This is a genomic window from Kitasatospora saccharophila, from assembly GCF_039529925.1.
Classification (GTDB): Bacteria; Actinomycetota; Actinomycetes; order Streptomycetales; family Streptomycetaceae; genus Kitasatospora; species Kitasatospora saccharophila.
The window spans coordinates 102,527-120,377 of record NZ_BAAANS010000006.1 but is presented as its reverse complement, the minus strand read 5'-3'; the positions used below and the strand labels follow the sequence as shown (position 1 = coordinate 120,377).

Genomic DNA, 17,851 nt, shown 5'->3' with positions numbered 1-17,851 from the left:
GTGGCGGGTGGCGGGTGGCGGGGGCGTCAGGGGGCCGTCGCGGCGTCCAGTTCGGTGAGCGCCCGGTCGAAGTGGCCGGGCAGGGCGTCGAGTCCGGGCAGGGCGGTGTCCGCGAGGAAGGTGAGCCGCAACTGCCGGCGGTGGGTGGTCCAGGCCGCGAACAGCGGCTGCCCGGGGACGGACGGCGGGATCAGGTGGACGTGCCGCGCGGGGGTGCCCTGCCAGGTCGGGTCGGCCCGGAGCCGGACGTCGGCCAGCGCGAGGGGCACCCGGCGGGCGTCGATGGTGCGTTTGAGGCCCTTGCGGGCGCACCAGTGCGGCAGCCGGTCGAACAGCGCGCTGTGCCGGCGCGCGAGGTCCGCGAGCCGGGCGGCGGAGGCTTCGGCGCGCAGGCTCTCCAGCCGGGCGGCCGGCGAGGGCTGCTGGCAGGGCAGCGGGAGCACCGCGACGGCGCCGCGGTTGCCGAGCAGCCGGTACGGGTCGTCGGGGGCGCGGACGCTGAGCGCGAAGGTGGCGGGGAGCGGCGCGGGGGCGTCCCGCCAGGTGTCCGGGTGCCAGGCGCGCAGCGCCCCGGTCAGGACGGCCAGGGTGAGGTGGCTGGTGCCCGCGCCGGTCCGGCGGGTGAGCGCGTGCAGGCGGCCGAGGTCGTACGTGCCGAGCACGGCCCGCCGGGCGCCGGCCGCCGGCTGCCGGGCGGGGGGCCAGTCGGTCGGGCGGTGGCGCTGCCGGGGCAGCAGGTCCTCGCGGAGCGCGGCGGCGAGGGCGGAGCCGCGCGGGGCGCGGGGCGCGGGTGCGGCGGTTCCGGCAGGGCGTCCGGGGGCGCGTCCGGGAGTGCGTCCGGACGGGGGCCCGAGGAGCAGATCGACCGTCTCGGTGACGGCGCGTCCGTCCTGGAAGGCGTGGTGGGCGCGGTAGGCGAGGGCGAAGCCGTCGGCGGTGGCGGAGCCGACGATCCACAGGCCCCAGAGCGGCCGGGTGTGGTCGAGCGGCTGGTCGAGGACGGCGTCCAGGGCGGTGGCGGGGTCGGCCAGCAGGTCGCCGGGCACGGTCAGGGCGTGCACGTGGTCGCGGACGTCGAAGGCGGGCGCGGGCTCCCAGCGCCGCCGCCGGGCGTCGGGGCGGAGGGTGAGTTCGGGCAGCGCGGGGAGGCGCTCGCGGAGGTGCTCGGCGAGCCGGTCGGGCCCGGGCGCCCGGCCCGGGAAGGTGAGCAGGGTGCCGAGGTGGAGACGGGGGTCGGGGCCGAGGCCGGCGATCTCCATGATCAGCCGGTCGCGGCTGGAGAGCGGCCGGGCGGGCGGCGGGGCGGCGGACCGGAGGGCGGCGGGGTGCGGCAGAGCCACGGGACGGCTCCTAGGCGGGGGCGAGGACGAGGGCGGCGTTGTGCCCGCCGAAGCCGGCGGAGACGCTCAGGCCCGCCCGGACCGGGCCGAGCCGGAGCGGGGCGGTGGGCAGGTGCAGGCCGGTGGTGCCGGGCGAGGGGTGCGCGAGGTTGGCGGTCGGCGGGGCGGTGCCCTCGGCCACGGCGAGCGCGGTGAGCGCGGCCTCGACCGTGCCGGCCGCCCCGAACAGGTGGCCGGTGACGCCCTTGGTGGAGGAGACCGGCGGCCGGTGCGGCAGCAGCCGGGCCAGCGCGGCCGCCTCCACCTCGTCCCCCTGCGGGGTGCCGGTGGCGTGCGCGTTGACGTAGCCGATGTCGGCCGGGTCGAGCCGCGCGTCGGCGAGGGCGGCCCGGACGGCGGCGGTGAGGCCGGAGCCGTCGTCGCGGGGGCGGACCGCGTTGTACGCCTCGCTGGCCGAGCCGTGTCCGAGCAGGCGGGCCCGGACCCGGGCGCCGCGGGCGGCGGCGTGCTCGGCCCGTTCGAGGACCAGCACGCCCGCGCCCTCGCCCGCGACGAACCCGTCCCGGTCGGCGTCGAACGGCCGGGGGGCGCCGGCGGGGTCGTCCAGCCGGTGCGAGAGCGCGCCGATCCGGTCGAAGCCCGCGAGGTGGAACGGGGTGAGCAGGGCGTCGGTGCCGACCACCACCGCCGTGTCGCAGCGGCCCAGGCGCAGCAGGTCGGCGGCGAGGCCGAGGGCGGTGGCGCCCGCGGCGCAGGCGGAGCCGACGGTGGTGCTGGGCCCGCGGGCCTGCAGGGCGATGGACACCTGCGCGGCGATCGAGTTCGGCAGCGAGGAGGGGACGGCGAACGGCGACAGCGCGGCCGGGCCGTCCGCGCGCAGCTTCAGGTGGTGCGCGTCGTACGCGGTGACGCAGCCCGCGCCGGTCCCGGCCAGGACGGCGGTGCGGTCGGCGTCCCAGTCGGCCGCGAGCGTGTGCGGGTCGACGCCGATGCCCGCGTCGCGGACCGCCTCGACGGCGGCGAGCAGGGCGAACTGCACGCAGCGGTCCAGGCGGCGGTGCCGGGCGGTGCCGAGCCGTTCGGCGGCGAAGGGCGGGGCCGGGCAGCTGAGGTAGCTGCTGACGGTCTCCTCCCCGACCCCCTCGCGCGGGTCGGGGAGGCGGGTGACCACGCAGGTCGGCAGCGCCTTGAGGACGCGCTCCCAGGTGGCGGCGGTCCCGTCCCCGGCCGGGGTGAACAGGCCGATGCCGGTGACGGCGACCGGGACCGCGATCGGGCTCGGGCTCGGGGTCGGCGTCAACGCGCGCTCCCGGCACCGGCGGTGACCGCCGCGAGGTCGCCGATGGTGACGGTGCCGCGCAGCACCTCCTCGGGGACGTGCAGGCCGTGCTGGACGCGCAGCACCTCGGCGAGTTCGGCCAGGCCCAGCGAGTCCAGGCCGACCTCCTCGCGGAGCGTGTCCGCGTCGATGTCGGCCTCGGTGCCCATGGTGGCGAGGACGGCCTTGAGTTGCTCGACGGTCATGTGGTCACACGGCTTCCGGTCGGCGCGGATCCCGGTGCGGGTTCCGGCGCGGGTTGCGGTACGGGTTGCGGTACGGAGGTGGGCGCGGGGGCCGCCGCGGGGGCGAGGGGGTCGCGGGGGGCGGCGGCGCGGCCGGGGCGGGCCCCGGCGGTCACCCGGGTGTCGGTGAGGGTCAGGGAGAACGCCGCGACCGGCTCCGGGGGCGCGGGGTTCGGGGAGTCCAGCCGCCAGCGCGCGGTGACCGTGGCCAGCACGACGGCCATCTCGGTCCAGGCGAAGGACTCGCCCAGGCAGCCGTGGGCGCCGAGCCCGAAGGGCAGGAACGCCTCGCGGCACCGGCCCGCGTCCGGCCCGGCCCAGCGGTCGGGGCGGAACCGGGCGGGCTCGGGGAAGAACCGCGGGTCCCGCTGCAGGGCGTAGTAGGAGAACATCACCATGGTGCCCGCGGGAACGTCGACCCGGTCGGCCAGCCGGGTGTCGCGCACGGCGGTGCGGGAGACCAGGTAGCCCGGCGGGTAGAGGCGCAGCACCTCGGTGAGCACCCGCCGGGTCAGCGGGAGGTGGGGCAGGTCGGCGGCGGTCACCGGGCGGCCGGCCAGCCGCCCGTCCACCTCGGCCTCCAGCGCCGCCCGGACCTCGGGGTGGGCGGAGAGCTGGTGGACGGTCCAGGACAGCGTGCGGGAGACCGACTCGACGGCCGCGATCAGGAAGGTCATGATCTCGTCGTGGACCTGCTGGGGCGGCAGCGGCCGCCCGCTCTCCTGGTCCCGCGCCGCCAGCAGGGCGGCGAGCAGGTCGTCCGGGGTGCCGGTGGCGTCGCGGCGGCGGGCGACGAGCGCGTCGACGAGGCGGGTCAGGTCGGACATGCCGTGCCGGAAGCGCCGGTTGAGCGGCAGCGGCAGCCGGGCCAGCAGTCCGGTCGGGTCCATACTCCGGGTGCCGGCCCAGGCCATCAGCTCGGGAACGGCCCGCACCACCTGGTCGAGCTCCCGCCCGGTGACGTCGGCGCCGAACAGGCAGCGCACCACGGATTCGGTCGCCAGGTGGGTGAACTCCCGGTCGAGGTCAAGCTGTTGGCCCGGGCTCCAGCTCGCGGCCCGCTGCCCGGCCAGGGCGGCCATCACCTCCGCGTACCGGGGCATCCTGGACTGCGCGAGCACCGGCAGCACGGTCCGGCGCTGCTGCCGGTGGAAGGGGCCGTCGGTGGCGAGCAGGCCGTTGCCGATGATCTGCTTCATCACCCGGAAGTGCGGGCTCAGTCCGAAGTCGGCGGCCCGCCGGGTGAGGAGTTCGCGCACCGGCCGGTGGTCGCCCAGCACGAGCACCCGTCGGCGGCCGAGCCGGATCCAGACCGCCGGCCCCCGGTCGCGGAGCTCCTCCAGGAAGCCGAGGCGGTCGCGGACCAGCCGGGCCGTGTGGCCGATCAGCGGGAGCCCGCCGGGGGCGGAGGGCGCGAAGTCGTGCATGCTGCTTGGACGTTCCTTGTCACGCGGGCGGTCGGGGCGGGGACGGTCGGGGCCTGGCGAGGCGGGCGGGCCGGGCCGGGGCGGGGCGGGGCGGGCGGCGGTCAGGGCCTGGCGGGGGCGGTCAGCACCGGGGGCGGAGGGCGTGGCCCAGGCCGAGCAGGACGCACACGTCCGCGAGCACCGGGGCGTCGTACAGCAGCGGCCGCGGACCGGCCTGGTCGGGCACCGAGGTGAACCCGCCGTCCGGGCGCTGGCGGCCGGTCAGGTGGTCGACCGCCCGGCGCAGGGCGGGGGCCGCCCCCGGCGAGCCGGGCGGCAGGTGGGCGAGGGCGATCGCCGCGTACGCGGTGCTGATCGGGTCGCTCGGCCCGTCCGCGTCGTGCCCGTAGCCGCCGTCCGGGCCCTGGCCCGCCAGCAGGTGGTCGAGCATCCGCCCGCGCAGCACGGCGACCCCGTCCGCCGTGCCGTGGCCCGTCCCGTCCGCCGCCCCGGGCTCGGCCGCGCGCAGGGCGAGGACGGTCCGGAAGGCCGCGTTGGTGGTGTTCCGGCTCCAGCTGCTCTCCGGGGGCAGCGCGAGCCGGGCGGGGTCGGTGAGGTGGTGCAGCGCGTCGGCCACCGCGTCCCGGCACCGGGCGGCGGGGGCCAGCGCGTTGACGGCGGCCGCGGTCATGGCCCGCTCGGAGGCCACCCCGCGGGCGAAGGTGGGGAACCCGCCGTCCTCGTTGCGCTGCGCCAGCAGGTAGTCCTCGGCCCGGCGGACCTGCCCGGCGTACCGGACGGGGTCGGTGGCCCGGAGGAGTTCCAGGCAGTAGGCGGTGTCGTCGGTGTCGCTCTGGAGCACGCCCCGGGTGAACCCGAACCCGCCGTCCCGGTGCTGGAGTTCGGCGAGCGCGCGGGCCGCGCCGGCCAGCGCGGGGTGTCCGGCGTGCCCGGCGGCGGTGAGGGCGAGGCCCGCGAGGGCGGTGGCGAACACGTCCATCCCGGTGATGAACGGCAGGCCGCCGTCGGCCCGCAGGTGGCGCAGCGTGTGCTCGGTCCCGCGCGCGGCGGCTGCCCGCCGCGCGGGGTGGTGCCGCAGCGCGAGCAGGGCGAGCAGCCGGGCCAGGAAGTTGCCCTCCCAGATCCGCTCCTCGCGGACCACCGCCGCCAGCAGCGCCCACTCGCCGTCGCCGACCCGCTCGGGGCGGCCCCGGCCGTGGGCGGCGAGGGCCTTGAGCGCGGTCATCTCCACCAGCAGCCAGGACTGTTCGCCCGGGGCCGCGTACGACTCCCAGCGGACGGCGGGGTGCGGGACGGCGCCGAGTTCGGCCAGCAGGGTGCGGAACATCAGGCGCTTGCGGCCGGCCGTGAAGTGGCCGAACCGGTCCAGTTCGGCCTCGGCCGCGGCGGCGGCCCCGGGGGAGCCGTCCAGCACGCTCCGGGCGACGGCGACCTGCAGGGCGTCGGGCGGCGCGGTGTCCAGGGTGTGCTTGAGGTGGCGGACCAGGCGGTCCCGGGCGGGGTGGGCGGGCAGCAGGTCCTCGACCAGGACGAGCAGCAGCGAGGACTCCAGCACCCGGCTCTCGACCGGGGCGCGGACCAGCCCGTCGGCACCGAGGAGCGCCAGCACCCGGCGGCTCAGGCGGTCGCGGCAGCGGTGCTGTGCGGGGGTACCGACCAGCGGGGAGGGGGCGGCGGGGATCCCGGCCGTGATCATGTGTTCCTCGGGGTCGTCGGGTCGCGGGTCCGGGCGGGCCCCTGGCCGCTACTGCGGCACCGGAACGCCCGGGACGCTCGGGACCCCCGGGGTGCCCAGGACGCCCAGCCGGGCGAGGCGCAGCAGGGCGTCCCGGCCGACCGGGTTGAACGGCCGGGGCGGCCGGGCGAGCAGTTCCTCCAGCGGCCGCAGCGCGTGCCACGCCACCTCGGCGTCCAGCGGCGCGAGTCGGGCGTCGGCGGGCAGCCGCCAGTGGTGCACGGCCAGCCGGCAGGGCCCGTCGGGCGAGTCGCGCGGCTCCCGCCAGCTCTCCTCGGGCCGGGCCGATACGGCGAACTCCTCCGCCAACTCCCTTACCGCGGCGTCCAGGTAGCTCTCCCCGGAGCGCACCGAGCCGCCCACCAGGACGTCGTGGTGCCCCGGCAGCACCCGGGCCAGGTCCGGCCGCCGGTAGACCAGGACCCGGCCCCGGCCGTCGTGCACGACGGTCGCCGCGACCCGGTGGAAGAGCCCGTCCAGCGGTCTGCGCCCCCGCACTCCGGTGGCGACCCGCCGGTCCGCGCCGTCCACGTAGTCGACGGGCTCGCCAGTGCTCGCACCGGAAGATCGATTCGTCACGGTGCGTATGTAAGGCGATACGCTGCGCGATGTCAAGGCGGTCGAGAACGGCCCGCCACCGCTATCCGTGGAGTTCAGATGACCGCCACCCGCGTACCGCCCGACCTGGACAGCCGGACGGTCGAGGACCCCCGGAGCCTGATCGAACTGCTGCGGGCGGCACAGCGGTTGGGGCCGACGACCGGCCTCGACCTCGGCGGCCGGCGGGCCGTCCTGGTGACCGGGGCCGAGCAGCTCCGCGCCCTGCTGGTGGACGGCGACGCGCGGTTCACCAAGCAGTCGCACCGGGCCCGCGTCCTGCTCGGCGACGGCCTGATCTCGGCCTCCGGGGAGCGGTGGAAGCGCCAACGCCGCCGCCTGCAGGGCTACTTCACCGGCGTCGGACTGCGCCGCAGCCTCCCGCACATCACCGCCGCGGCCCGCCGCACCGCCGACCGGTGGGCCGCACTCTCCACCCGTGCGGACGCCACCACGGACCTCGGCGAGGACATGCGCCACTACGCCCTGGACGCGATCTGGCGGGTGCTCACCGGCCGGGAGCTCGACCCGGCGACGGCCCGCCGACTGGCCGTCCTGGACGAGGTGGTGGCCGCCCTGCCGACCATGGGCACCGACCCCGCCACCGACGCCCGGCTCGCGGACCGGATCGCCGAGATCGACGAGGTCGCCCGCGAGGTGATCGCCACCGCCCGCGCCGAACTCCGCACCGGCGCAACCGACTTCCCCGCCAGCCCCGGCTCCCCCACCGACCCCACCGACTCCGCCTCCGGCACCCCGCGCGGGATCCTGCACGACCTGCTCGATCCGGCCCTCGCCGACGGGAGCGGTCCCTACCCCGAGGCCCTGGTCCGCGACGAGTTGGTCACCCTGGTGGTGGCCGGCTACGAGACCACGGCGACCGCGCTGACCTGGCTGCACCTCCTGCTGCACGCCCAACCGCACTGGCGCGCCTGGGCGTTGGACAGCGGCCCGGTCGGCTCCCCCGCCCGCGGCCGGGCACTGCAGGCGCTGGTGTCCGAGACGCTGCGGCTCTACCCGCCGGTCTGGCTGCTGCCCCGCCAGGCCGAGTCCGACGGCCCGTTGGGCCCCTTCGACATCGAGGCCGGCACCCGCGTGCTGGCCTGCCCCTACCTCACCCAGCGCGATCCGGAGCGCGTCCCCGAGCCCGACGCCTTCGACCCGGCCCGGTTCCTCGGCCCCGATCGCCCGGCCCACGACACCCACCTGCCCTTCGGGCTCGGCCCCCGGGTCTGCCTGGGGCGGCAGTTCGCCCTGCTGGAGATGGAGGTGCTGCTCGAAGCCGTACTCCCGCACTACGCAGCGGAGTTGCGCACCCCGCCGCCCGCCCCCGTCTTCGCCGCCACCCTTCACCCGCACGGCCCCCTGCCCGCGACGATCCGCCCCACCACCCCGTCGGCCCCCACCACCCCGTCGGCCCCCACCACCCCGTCGGCTCCCTCGACCCCGCCCGCGCCATCGACCCCGTCGGCCCCGCCCGCGCCGTCGGCCCTGACCGGTGGAGTGCCCGCGTGAACCGCACCGGCCTGGTCCTCGACTTCGGCGGCGTGCTCACCACCCCGCTCCCCCGGGCGGTCCGCGCCTTCGAGCAGCGCGAGGGCCTGCCCGAGGGGGCCTGCCTGACCGCCATGTACCTGGACGAGGACAGCCGGCGGCTCACCCACGACCTGGAGCTGGGCCGGCTCACCCAGACCGAGTGGAACCGGCTGATCGCCCCGGCCCTCGGCGTGCCCCCGGACGACCTGATGCGGCGGATGTTCGCCGACCTGCGGCCCGAGCGGCGCATGATCGACGCGGCCGCACGGGCCCGCGCGGCGGGCGTCAAGGTCGGCATCCTGTCCAACAGCGGCGGCCTGGACCCGTGGAACCTCTACGCCGACTACCAGCTCGACAGCCGCTACGACGCCGTCGTCCTCTCCGAGCGGCACGCCCTGCGCAAGCCCGACCCGGCGATCTACCGGGTGGTGCTGGAACTGCTCGAACTCCCCGGCTCCGCCTGCGTGTTCGTCGACGACACCGCCGGCTACCTGCCCGCCGCCGAGGAACTGGGAATGGCCACCGTGCACGCCGGGGACCCGGTCGGGACGATCGCCCGGCTCGAAGCGCTGCTGGGCGTGCCGTTGGCGGCGGACCGCTGACGGCCCGGGCCCGCCCCCGGCCCGCCGGCCGTCAGCGCGGTGCTCCGGCCGTCACCAGGTAGTAGTCGTAGCAGCCCTCCCGGTAGGCCCGCAGGAAGTTGCGGGGCCGGGTCTCGGGGGCCCAGAACTTGCTGACCCAGGCGTCCCAGCCGGACCAGACGTGCGGCCCGATCGAAGTGGCCCGGACCTCCGTCAGCCCGGCGGCGGCGAAGGCGTCGGTGAGCGCCCGCACCGGGCGCGCGTGGTCGAGCCCGGCGGGGAACTCGGGCAGCAGCTCGGCGAGTCGGGCCCGCCGCCCGGGCGCGTCGTCGACGGCGAAGAAGGTGGCCACGGCCACCCGGCCGCCCGGGCGCAGCACCCGCGCCGTCTCGGCCGCGAAGGGGGTCAGCTCCGGGAACTGCTGGGCCGCCTCCACGCTGACCAGCGCATCGAACTCGCCCTCCTCGAAGGGCAGTTGCTCGGCCGTCCCGTGGACGAACCGCAGCCGTTCGGGCTCGGCGGCGAGCAGTTCGGCGTGCGCGGCGCGGGCCCGGCGCAGCTGCTCGGGGTGGATGTCCATCCCGGTGAGCGCCGCGCCGTACTCGCGCAGGGCCAGCGCGCACCCCATGCCGATCCCGCAGCCGACCTCCAGGACCCGCGGGGCCGGTGCGCCCGGCGGGAGGGCGGCGTCCAGGACGCACCGGTAGAGGTTCTCCTGGCTGCGGATCCGGGCGGCGCCGTCGAGCGGCCGGCCGAGGTCGATGTCCTGCCAGTGCCCGAAGTTGATGAACCCTCCGGCGAAGACGGGCTTCCGGCTCACGTCGTCCGGCCCGTACGCCTCCTGCACCGCGGTGGGCATGGTGAGTTGCTCGTTCATGGGGCCGAATCCTAGGAAGGATCGGCGACCGCCCGGGTGACCGTCACCCTTTCCGGTGAACGGCGTGTCCGGCGCCCCTCGGGCCCCGCGGCGCCCCGCGGCGCCGGAGTATCCCACCGGGGAGTGAGCCGTGCCGAATCGGCCCGGATCCGCTTGCGGGAACGCTACGTTGGACTCCCAGCCACCGACATGCGAGGGGGACCTGCTACGTGTCCGGCGAGCAAGCTGCCATCGACAGGGCCGTGAGCGCCGTCATCTCCGCCGTGCAGGCCGGTGACGCCGCCGGCCTGTACGAGTCCGTGATGCCGCCGGCGGGCGTGAAGACGCCTCCCGCCGAAACCACCAACTGGTTCGCCCTGCTCCTGATCCACCTGGCGCTCGCCGCCTCGTCGGCGAGCGACCTGGAACCGGGCTGCTCCCGGGAGGCCGTCACCCAGTGGATCAGGGGCGTCCTGGGCCCGGCGCCCACCCCCGCCCTGATCCGCGGCGCGGACCCGGTCCGCATCGACCACGTCACGGCCGCCAACGCCGCGGCCGACCACGCCCGCTACGTCGGCTACGGCGTCGACCTGATGATGGTGGGCCTCACCCCGCCCGGCCAGGACGTGGACCGGCAGACCATCGAAGCCCACCAGGCGTCGACCAACGACAAGACCGTGCGCATCAACGTCATCGCCCTCCTCGCCAGCCTCGCCGCCGTCCCCGTCCGCCGCCGCTGACCCCGCTCCCCCGACCCGCCGCCCCGGGGTTCAGCGCCCGACCCGGCCCGCCTCGATGCGGCGGCCCTCGGTGGTGGTGACCACCACCGGCACGCCGTCCGGGACTTCGCCGCGCAGCGCGGCCAACAGCCCTTCCACGGGCGGGAGTTCGGCGGGGGTGCGGACGGCGACGTGCAGGGTGCGCGAGCGCGCCTGGACGTCGACCACCTGCGCGCCGGGAACGGCGGACAGCCAGGCGGTCGCGGCGGCCGAGGTGCGGTTGGTCCACACGTGCACCAGCACGGTGCCGACCGTGCTGCCCGCGAGCAGCACGCCGACCGCCGCGAACAGCACCCCCACCGTGGCGTACGCGCGGCGCGGGCCGCGCCTGGAGGGCCCCGCGCCGATGGCGGCGAACACCACCATCCCGGCGAAGACCAGCGCCAGCAGGTTGGAGACGAACAGCACCAGCGCGCCCAGCGCCAGCCACCAGGCGCCCTGCCCGGCGCAGACCCCGACCACCACCAGCGGCGGCACCAGCGAGATCGCGATCGCCACGCCCGGCAGCACCGCCGCCACGTCCCGGCGGGCCAGCGCGACCGCGCCCGCGAAGCCGGTGGCCAGCGCGGCCGCCAGGTCGAGCAGGCCGGGCGAGGTGCGTCCGGCGATCTGGCCGTCCGCCAGCAGGTCGTAGCCGGACGGGACGACCAGCGAGGCCAGCGCCCCGACCGCCACCACCAGCGCGACACCGCCGAGCACGAACCACCCGGCGCCGCCGATGCTGCGCCGCACCACGCCCAGCGCGATCCCCATGATCGGGGTGGACAGCGGGGCGATGATCATCGCCCCGATCACGGTCGCGGTGGAGTCGGTCAGCACCCCGCACGCGGCGATCACCGCCGAGAGCACCAGCATCGTCCAGAACGCCGACCGCTTGGCCCGCACCTCCCCCGCCGACAGGTCGAGGTCCCCCCGCAACTCCTCCACCGACCGCCGCTGCCGCTCCGGCAGCACCCACTCCCGCACCGAACCGATCATCGGACCAGTCTCCGGCGCCCCGCCCCCGGAGCCCCGGTCCGCCGCACCCCGCTCACCCGTCCGGCCGCGCTACCCCGCCGCCGAAGTCGCTGCCGAAGTCGCTGCCGCCGTCGGCCTGCGCGGGCGAGGGGTCAGTCGTGCCGTCCGGCACCGGCCTTGGCGTCGATCTCGGCGATCAGGTCTTCGACCAGGGCCTTGATGGCGTCGCGGATCGGGCGGACGGCCTCGACTCCTCGGCCGGCCGGGTCCTCCAACTTCCAGTCCAGGTACTCCTTGCCGGGAAAGAAGGGGCAGGCGTCGCCGCAGCCCATCGTGATGACGTAGTCGGAGGACCGGACGGCCTCGGTGGTGAGGATCTTCGGCTTCCGGTCGGAGATGTCGACGCCGGCCTCTGCCATCGCGGCGACGGCGGCCGGGTTGACCTCGTCGCCGGGGGCGGAGCCCGCGGAGCGGACCTCGACGCGGTCACCCGCCAGGTGGGCGAGGAACCCGGCGGCCATCTGGGAGCGGCCGGCGTTGTGGACGCAGACGAACAGCACGGAGGCGAGCGGCGCGGCGGCGGTCATCGGTGGACGGTCCTTCGTTCGGGTCGGGCATCCGGACCGGGCGGGCGGCAGCGACCGCAGGAAGCATCAGCTGTCACTGGCGTCAGCCCCGGCTGATATGAAAGTATCAGCCCATGGTGATGTCAGTCGACACTGAACTGTTGCGGGTGCTGTCCGATCCGCTGCGGCTGCAGATCGTGACCCTGCTGGCCCGCGAGACCCTGTGCACCACGCACCTGGTGGCGGAGACCGGTGCCCGCCAGACCAACCTCTCCAACCACCTCAAGGTGCTGCGGGACGCCGGAGTGGTGGACACCGAGCCCTGCGGCCGGTTCACGTACTACCGGCTCCGCCCGGAGGTGCTGGAGTCGCTGTCCGCGCGGTTCGCCGACCTGGCGGCCACCGCCCGCACCCACGCCGACACCAAGAGGTCCTGCTGATGCCCCGCACCGAGGCCGCGCCGGACGCCGGAGCAGCTGGAGCAGCGTCGGCGTCGGTCGCCGGGAAGCTCTCCTTCGTCGACCGCTACCTGGCGGTGTGGATCCTGCTGGCGATGGCCGTCGGCCTGGGCCTGGGCCGACTGATCCCGGGGTTGAACGACGCGCTCGCCAAGGTGGAGGTCGGCGGGATCTCGCTGCCGATCGCGCTCGGCCTGCTGGTCATGATGTACCCGGTGCTGGCGAAGGTCCGCTACGACCGGCTCGACACCGTCACCGGCGACCGCCGCCTGATGGCCTCCTCCCTGGTGGTCAACTGGATCGTCGGCCCGGCGGTGATGTTCGCCCTGGCCTGGATCTTCCTGGCCGACCTGCCCGCGTACCGCACCGGGCTGATCATCGTCGGACTGGCCCGCTGCATCGCCATGGTGGTCATCTGGAACGACCTCGCCTGCGGCGACCGCGAGGCCGCCGCCGTCCTGGTGGCGCTCAACAGCGTCTTCCAGGTCGTCATGTTCGGCCTGCTGGGCTGGTTCTACCTCGACCTGCTGCCCGGCTGGCTGGGCCTCGGCGAGGGCGAGCACCTCGACGTCTCCATGGGGAGGATCGCCCTCAACGTCGTCGTCTTCCTCGGCATCCCGCTGATCGCCGGGTTCCTCACCCGCCGCCTGGGCGAGCGGAGGCTCGGCCGCGCACGCTACGAGGCGAAACTGCTGCCGCGTATCGGCCCCTGGGCCCTGTACGGCCTGTTGTTCACCATCGTCATCCTGTTCGCCCTCCAGGGGAAGACGATCACCTCCCGGCCGCTGGACGTCGCCCGGATCGCCCTGCCGCTGCTCGCCTACTTCGCGCTCATGTGGTTCGGCACCTTCGCCCTCGGCAAGAGCCTGGGTCTGGGCTACGACCGCACCGCCACCCTCGCCTTCACCGCCGCCGGCAACAACTTCGAACTCGCCATCGCGGTGGCCATCGGCACCTTCGGCGTCACCTCCGGCCAGGCCCTCGCGGGCGTCGTAGGCCCGCTGATCGAGGTCCCGGTGCTGATCGCCCTGGTCTACGTCTCCCTCGCCCGGCGCAGGAAGTTCGCCCTGGCGAGCTGACCGAGCCCCCTTCGGGATCGGGCCCATCGGTCGACCAGCCGGTGGTACCCGGTCGGGCCGAGGAACCGGGCGAACTGCTCCCGCGCCCAGGCGGCGTCGAGGGCCACCACGCCGTCCTCCTCCGCCGCGCCGTCCCCTCCAGGGGTCCGGACAGCCGGATTCAGCCGATCAACGGGCTGCGGCGTTCGATCAGTACGGTGTCGCGCCAGACGCCGTGGTGGCGGGCGATGCGTTCGCGGGTGCCGATGACGCGGAAGCCGGCGCGGGCGTGCAGGGCGAGGCTGGCGGTGTTCTCCGGGAAGACGCCGGACTGGATCGTCCAGATCCCGGCCGCCTCGGTGGAGTCGATCAGCGCCGCCAGCAGGGCGCCCGCGATGCCCCGGCCGCGGTGGCCGGGGTGGACGTAGACGGAGTGCTCGACCACCCCGGCGTAGGCGGGGCGGGTGGAGACCGCGCTCACCGCCGCCCAGCCGAGCACCTTCCCGTCCGGACCGAGGGCGACGTGCCGGTGTGCGGGCAGGCGGGCGGCGTCGAACGTCGCCCAACTCGGCGCCTCGGTCTCGAAGGTGGCGTTTCCCCCCTCGATGCCCGCCCGGTAGATCGCGAGCACCTGCTCGGCGTGCTCGGGCCGCATCGGGGCGAGCGGCGGAAGCCTGACGGGCACCAGAGCTCTCCTTCGGGGTCTCGGGTCAGCGGTTCAGGTCGAGGAGTCGGGCCAGGCCGGCCAGGACGGACGGCTCGACCCGGTAGTACACCCAGGTGCCGCGCCGCTCGGAGGCCAGCAGTCCGGCCTCGCGGAGCTTCTTCAGGTGGTGCGAGACGGTGGGCTGGGAGACGCCGACGTCCTGGATGTCGCACACGCACGCCTCGCCGCCCGGGTGGGAGGCGACCTTCGAGAACAGCCGCAGCCGCACCGGGTCGCCCAGCGCCTTGAACATCGTCGCCATCCGCGCCGCGTCCGCCTCGGAGAGTTCCGCCGAGGTCAGCGGCGGGCAGCACGGCACCACCTCCGGTGCGAGCACCGGCAACTCGACCCTCGAATTCGACATACGCCTATATTGACATCCATCGATTCAGTGGGCAAGGTCGGAGACGACAGCACATCGACGTCTGTCGAATCAGGCGGATCGCGGCGGGGCCGCACCGCCCAGCGCGAAGGGGAGCCAGCCGCCATGACCTCCGACACCACCGGCCTGCCCGTCCTCGTGATCGGCGCCGGACCGATCGGCCTGGCCGCCGCCGCCCACCTGCTGGAGCGCGGTCTCGAACCGCTGGTGCTGGAGGCCGGGCCGTCGGCCGCCACCGCCGTCCGCGAGTGGGCGCACGTGCGGCTGTTCTCCCCCTGGGCGGAGGTCGTCGACCCCGCCGCCGAGGAACTGCTGGCCCCCACCGGCTGGACCCGCCCCGACGCCGACGCCTACCCGACCGGCGGCGAGTGGGTCGCCCGGTACCTGCAGCCGCTCGCCGACGTCCTCGACGAGTGCGTCCGCTACGACGCCCGCGTGACCGGCGTCGCCCGCGCGGGACGCGACCGGATCGTCGACGCCGACCGCGAGCAGCAGCCCTTCACCGTCCACGTCACCCGCGCCGACGGCCGCGAGGAACGCCTGCTCGCCCGCGCCGTCGTCGACGCCTCCGGCACCTGGGCCACCCCCAACCCGCTCGGCGCCGACGGCCTGCCCGCCCTCGGCGAGCGCGTCGCCGCCGACCGGATCTCCTACCGCGTCCCCGACCTGCGCGACCCCGCCGTCCGGGCCCGGTACGCCGGGAAGCGCACCGCCGTCGTCGGCACCGGCGCCTCCGCGTTCACCGCGCTCGCGGCCCTCGCCGACCTCGCGCAGGACGCGCCCGACACCCACGCGGTGTGGGTACTGCGCCGCGGCCTCACCGGCTCCACCTACGGCGGCGGCACCGCCGACCAGCTCCCCGCCCGCGGCGCCCTGGGCCTCGCCGCCAAGCAGGCCGTCGAGGACGGCCACGCCACCGCACTCACCGGCTTCCGCACCGCCGCCGTCGAACGCGCCACCGACGGCACGCTGACCCTCGTCGCCGAAGACGGCACCCGCACCGAGGAGTTGGACGAGGTGATCGTCCTGACCGGCCTGCGCCCCGACCTGTCCTTCCTCACCGAACTGCGCCTCGCCCTCGACGACCGCCTCCAGGCGCCCGTCGCGCTCGCCCCGCTGATCGACCCCAACCAGCACTCCTGCGGCACCGTCTACCCGCACGGCGCCAGGGAGTTGAGCCACCCCGAGCAGGACGTCCACCTGGTCGGCACGAAGTCCTACGGCCGCGCCCCGACCTTCCTCGCCCTGACCGGCTACGAACAGGTCCGCTCCGTCGCCGCCGCCCTGGCCGGCGACCACGAGGCCGCCGCCCGGGTCGAACTCACCCTCCCCGAGACCGGCGTCTGCGGCGGCGCCGGCCTGTACGACGAACCCACCCAGGACCAGGGGCAGGACGGCGGCTGCTGCAGCGTTCCCGCATCTCCACGGCTCATCACTCTCGGCACCCCCACCACCGGCAGTTCCTGCACGCCCGACAACCGTTGCTGACCTGCCACGTTGCCGCTTCGGGGCCGACGTGGCGCATCACCGGCGCAGCGGGCGCGGGGCGGAGCGGAAGCCCTCGGCGGCGTCGGCGGCGCGGCCGAGGGCGATCTCGCCCGCGCCCCCGCGGGCGCGCGGCGGGCCCGATGCGCGGCTGTTCTCCCGTGATGTGACGGCCCATCATGGGAGAACCCTCACCCACCGACGTACGGAGGCTCCCCATGCGCTCCCCGCACCGACTCGCCGCCGCCCTGTCCGCCGCCGCCCTGTCCGCCGTCCTGGTGCCGGCCGGCACCGCCCACGCCGACACCGTCGTGCTCGACTGCACCGCGAGCACCACGGCCGACTACAGCCCGGCGATCACCGACACCGCGCAGAGCGTCACCGTCGACGCCGCCACCACCTGGACGTGCACCGGCCTGCCGACCGGCTACACCTCCGCCACCGCCTCGGACCACTACACGACCACCCTCACCTGCACCGACCTGCTCAACTTCCCGACCGGCAGCAAGACCTACACCTGGAACAACTCCACCACCAGCACCTTCAGCTTCACCCGGATCAACACCCGCGTGGTCAACGGCACCACCGTCGTCGAACTGGCCGGCAGCATCACCGCCGGCACCTTCCAGGGCGCCACCGTCAGCTCGACCGCCGTCGCCGCGAACACCCAGCTCGACGCCTGCTCCACCACCGGCGTCGCCGAGCTCGACTTCACCGGCGACACCGTCATCGCCGGCCTCTGACCGCCCGCACCCCGCACCCCGCACCCCGCGTCAGATCCTCGACCGGCCCCCGGCCCCGGCCGGGGGCCGGCCTGACCCGCTCGGGGCCGCCTCCCCGAGACGTGTCCTCCACGGAGCCGCTGAACAGCCGTGATAACTCTCAGCACACATCGATGTGACGTGGAGTAACCATCCCGGTTCTTGGAGGTCGCAACTGTGCGGAGGATCCTCGCCGTGCTCCTGGCGGGCACGCTGCTGGCCGGCGCCGCAGGGAGCGCCGGTGCCGCACCGGCGGCCGAGCCGGCGCCCGTTCCCACCATCACGCCGCCCCTGATCACCGACGTGGTCGCGCGCGACGGCGCGGTCGACGTGGACTTCATCGGCGGCCGGGGCGGCCCGCGGGGCTTCGTCGTCACCGCGACCCCCGGCGGCGGCAGCCTCACCGTGCCGTCGGACGCCCGGACGGCCCGGCTGACCGGCTGACCGGCTGACCGGCCTGGCCAACGGGACGACCTACCGCCTGACGGTCAGCCAGCAGAACACCGACGGCGCCGATGCCACCTCCCTGCCCTCCGACCCGGTGCAGCCCGGCCCGGCACTGGCACCGACGGCGCCCGTCCTGGGCCGGGAGGGCTCGGCCGAGGTGCTCTGGGGCCCCGCCGACGACGGCGGTTCCCCGCTGACGCGCTACGTCGTGACCGCGGAGCCCGGTGGCCACCGGGTGGAGACCGGCCCCGACACCACCGGCGCCGTACTGGGCGGGCTGGACGACGGCCGGGAGTACACCGTCGCGGTCCGCGCCGAGAACAGGACCGGCCCCGGCGAGGCGGCCAGCGGGCAGGTCACCCCCGGCCCCGCCCGCGCCCCCGGAGCCCCGGGCGACGTCAGCGTCTCCCCGTCCGCCGACGGCACCGGCCTCGACGTCCACTGGAGCGCGCCGCTGGACGACGGCGGCTCCGCGCTCACCGGCTACACGGTCTCGGTCGACGACCGCGTCCTGGAGACCTCCGACACCTCCCTGCACGTGGACGGCCTCGCCCCCGACCACGACTACGCCGTCTCCGTGGCCGCCCGCAACGCCGTCGGCACCGGCCCGCAGGCGA

19 protein-coding genes and 1 pseudogene are annotated in these 17,851 nt (G+C 75.9%); 9 read left to right on the top strand and 11 right to left on the bottom strand.

The window, feature by feature from the left end; genetic code table 11:
* Positions 1-26: 26 nt before the first annotated feature.
* The 6 genes from ABD345_RS06795 to ABD345_RS06770 all read right to left on the bottom strand — a co-directional run bounded on the left by ABD345_RS06795 (position 27) and on the right by ABD345_RS06770 (position 6,644).
* Positions 27-1,340 (bottom strand): wax ester/triacylglycerol synthase domain-containing protein, encoded by a 1,314-nt coding sequence (locus ABD345_RS06795; RefSeq protein ID WP_344550889.1) that lies wholly within the window; start codon positions 1,338-1,340, stop codon positions 27-29.
* Between the two features lie 10 nt (positions 1,341-1,350).
* Positions 1,351-2,640 carry a beta-ketoacyl-[acyl-carrier-protein] synthase family protein gene (locus ABD345_RS06790; RefSeq protein WP_344550888.1) on the bottom strand — a complete coding sequence of 430 codons (1,290 nt, stop codon included), beginning with the start codon at positions 2,638-2,640 and terminating at the stop codon, positions 1,351-1,353.
* Entirely contained in the window at positions 2,637-2,864 is a 228-nt protein-coding gene (locus ABD345_RS06785; protein ID WP_344550887.1) for an acyl carrier protein, read from the bottom strand. Before ABD345_RS06785 ends, ABD345_RS06790 begins: the two co-directional genes overlap by 4 nt.
* Positions 2,861-4,330 (bottom strand): cytochrome P450, encoded by a 1,470-nt coding sequence (locus ABD345_RS06780; protein WP_344550886.1) that lies wholly within the window; start codon positions 4,328-4,330, stop codon positions 2,861-2,863. Before ABD345_RS06780 ends, ABD345_RS06785 begins: the two co-directional genes overlap by 4 nt.
* Before the next feature lie 121 nt (positions 4,331-4,451).
* Positions 4,452-6,026 (bottom strand): prenyltransferase/squalene oxidase repeat-containing protein, encoded by a 1,575-nt coding sequence (locus tag ABD345_RS06775; RefSeq protein WP_344550885.1) that lies wholly within the window; start codon positions 6,024-6,026, stop codon positions 4,452-4,454.
* A gap of 48 nt (positions 6,027-6,074) precedes the next feature.
* The gene (locus ABD345_RS06770; RefSeq protein ID WP_344550884.1) at positions 6,075-6,644 is read right to left on the bottom strand and encodes an NUDIX domain-containing protein; all 570 of its coding nucleotides are present in this window, start codon (positions 6,642-6,644) and stop codon (positions 6,075-6,077) included.
* 78 nt (positions 6,645-6,722) lie between these two features.
* Here ABD345_RS06770 and ABD345_RS06765 point away from each other — a divergent pair, with 78 nt between their 5' ends.
* Together ABD345_RS06765 and ABD345_RS06760 are read left to right on the top strand one after the other, a co-directional pair.
* Positions 6,723-8,177, top strand: a complete 1,455-nt coding sequence (locus tag ABD345_RS06765) for a cytochrome P450 (RefSeq protein WP_344550883.1) — start codon at positions 6,723-6,725, stop codon at positions 8,175-8,177.
* A complete protein-coding gene (locus ABD345_RS06760; RefSeq protein ID WP_344550882.1) occupies positions 8,174-8,800 on the top strand; it encodes an HAD-IA family hydrolase in 627 nt (208 codons plus the stop codon). The genes ABD345_RS06765 and ABD345_RS06760 overlap by 4 nt, the downstream gene beginning before the upstream one ends.
* 31 nt (positions 8,801-8,831) lie before the next feature.
* On the opposite strand, the gene ABD345_RS06755 is transcribed toward ABD345_RS06760, so the two are convergent.
* A complete protein-coding gene (locus ABD345_RS06755; protein ID WP_344550881.1) occupies positions 8,832-9,656 on the bottom strand; it encodes a class I SAM-dependent methyltransferase in 825 nt (274 codons plus the stop codon).
* Positions 9,657-9,898: 242 nt separating this feature from the next.
* On the opposite strand from ABD345_RS06755, the gene ABD345_RS06750 reads away from it, so the two are divergent.
* On the top strand, positions 9,899-10,375 hold the full coding sequence (locus tag ABD345_RS06750; RefSeq protein WP_344550880.1) for a hypothetical protein: 477 nt from the start codon (positions 9,899-9,901) through the stop codon (positions 10,373-10,375).
* 30 nt (positions 10,376-10,405) lie between these two features.
* On the opposite strand, the gene ABD345_RS06745 is transcribed toward ABD345_RS06750, so the two are convergent.
* Positions 10,406-11,392 carry a DUF389 domain-containing protein gene (locus tag ABD345_RS06745; protein ID WP_344550879.1) on the bottom strand — a complete coding sequence of 329 codons (987 nt, stop codon included), beginning with the start codon at positions 11,390-11,392 and terminating at the stop codon, positions 10,406-10,408.
* 131 nt (positions 11,393-11,523) lie between these two features.
* Entirely contained in the window at positions 11,524-11,958 is a 435-nt protein-coding gene (locus tag ABD345_RS06740; RefSeq protein WP_344550878.1) for an arsenate reductase ArsC, read from the bottom strand.
* A gap of 113 nt (positions 11,959-12,071) precedes the next feature.
* On the opposite strand from ABD345_RS06740, the gene ABD345_RS06735 reads away from it, so the two are divergent.
* Both ABD345_RS06735 and arsB read left to right on the top strand, forming a co-directional pair.
* A complete protein-coding gene (locus ABD345_RS06735; protein ID WP_344550877.1) occupies positions 12,072-12,377 on the top strand; it encodes an ArsR/SmtB family transcription factor in 306 nt (101 codons plus the stop codon).
* Complete coding sequence (gene arsB, locus ABD345_RS06730) at positions 12,377-13,474, top strand: ACR3 family arsenite efflux transporter (RefSeq protein ID WP_344550876.1); 1,098 nt, start codon at positions 12,377-12,379, stop codon at positions 13,472-13,474. The genes ABD345_RS06735 and arsB overlap by 1 nt, the downstream gene beginning before the upstream one ends.
* 160 nt (positions 13,475-13,634) lie before the next feature.
* Here the strand turns inward: arsB and ABD345_RS06725 are convergent, their stop codons facing one another.
* Together ABD345_RS06725 and ABD345_RS06720 are read right to left on the bottom strand one after the other, a co-directional pair.
* Positions 13,635-14,108 carry a GNAT family N-acetyltransferase gene (locus tag ABD345_RS06725; protein ID WP_344550958.1) on the bottom strand — a complete coding sequence of 158 codons (474 nt, stop codon included), beginning with the start codon at positions 14,106-14,108 and terminating at the stop codon, positions 13,635-13,637.
* A 55-nt stretch (positions 14,109-14,163) separates the two neighbouring features.
* Entirely contained in the window at positions 14,164-14,523 is a 360-nt protein-coding gene (locus tag ABD345_RS06720) for an ArsR/SmtB family transcription factor (RefSeq protein WP_344550875.1), read from the bottom strand.
* A gap of 123 nt (positions 14,524-14,646) precedes the next feature.
* On the opposite strand from ABD345_RS06720, the gene ABD345_RS06715 reads away from it, so the two are divergent.
* The 4 genes and pseudogenes from ABD345_RS06715 to ABD345_RS40270 form a co-directional block, all read left to right on the top strand.
* Entirely contained in the window at positions 14,647-16,029 is a 1,383-nt protein-coding gene (locus ABD345_RS06715; RefSeq protein WP_344550874.1) for an NAD(P)-binding domain-containing protein, read from the top strand.
* A gap of 215 nt (positions 16,030-16,244) precedes the next feature.
* Complete coding sequence (locus ABD345_RS06710) at positions 16,245-16,769, top strand: hypothetical protein (RefSeq protein WP_344550872.1); 525 nt, start codon at positions 16,245-16,247, stop codon at positions 16,767-16,769.
* Between the two features lie 180 nt (positions 16,770-16,949).
* Positions 16,950-17,231, top strand: coding sequence for a hypothetical protein (locus ABD345_RS06705; RefSeq protein WP_344550871.1), 282 nt, complete (start codon positions 16,950-16,952; stop codon positions 17,229-17,231).
* 97 nt (positions 17,232-17,328) lie between these two features.
* Positions 17,329-17,799: pseudogene (locus ABD345_RS40270) on the top strand (fibronectin type III domain-containing protein); the annotation flags it as partial.
* Positions 17,800-17,851: the final 52 nt, after the last annotated feature.

Bases quoted from the DNA above. Each gene is read 5' to 3' on its own strand.
- ABD345_RS06775 (WP_344550885.1), bottom strand. From the start codon at position 6,026: ATGATCACGGCCGGGATCCCCGCCGCCCCCTCCCCGCTGGTCGGTACC.
- ABD345_RS06785 (WP_344550887.1), bottom strand. From the start codon at position 2,864: ATGACCGTCGAGCAACTCAAGGCCGTCCTCGCCACCATGGGCACCGAG.
- ABD345_RS06710 (WP_344550872.1), top strand. From the start codon at position 16,245: ATGCGCTCCCCGCACCGACTCGCCGCCGCCCTGTCCGCCGCCGCCCTG.
- ABD345_RS06720 (WP_344550875.1), bottom strand. From the start codon at position 14,523: ATGTCGAATTCGAGGGTCGAGTTGCCGGTGCTCGCACCGGAGGTGGTG.
- ABD345_RS06745 (WP_344550879.1), bottom strand. From the start codon at position 11,392: ATGATCGGTTCGGTGCGGGAGTGGGTGCTGCCGGAGCGGCAGCGGCGG.
- ABD345_RS06740 (WP_344550878.1), bottom strand. From the start codon at position 11,958: ATGACCGCCGCCGCGCCGCTCGCCTCCGTGCTGTTCGTCTGCGTCCAC.
- ABD345_RS06715 (WP_344550874.1), top strand. From the start codon at position 14,647: ATGACCTCCGACACCACCGGCCTGCCCGTCCTCGTGATCGGCGCCGGA.
- ABD345_RS06755 (WP_344550881.1), bottom strand. From the start codon at position 9,656: ATGAACGAGCAACTCACCATGCCCACCGCGGTGCAGGAGGCGTACGGG.
- ABD345_RS06735 (WP_344550877.1), top strand. From the start codon at position 12,072: ATGGTGATGTCAGTCGACACTGAACTGTTGCGGGTGCTGTCCGATCCG.
- ABD345_RS06725 (WP_344550958.1), bottom strand. From the start codon at position 14,108: ATGCGGCCCGAGCACGCCGAGCAGGTGCTCGCGATCTACCGGGCGGGC.
- ABD345_RS06780 (WP_344550886.1), bottom strand. From the start codon at position 4,330: ATGCACGACTTCGCGCCCTCCGCCCCCGGCGGGCTCCCGCTGATCGGC.
- ABD345_RS06765 (WP_344550883.1), top strand. From the start codon at position 6,723: ATGACCGCCACCCGCGTACCGCCCGACCTGGACAGCCGGACGGTCGAG.
- arsB (WP_344550876.1), top strand. From the start codon at position 12,377: ATGCCCCGCACCGAGGCCGCGCCGGACGCCGGAGCAGCTGGAGCAGCG.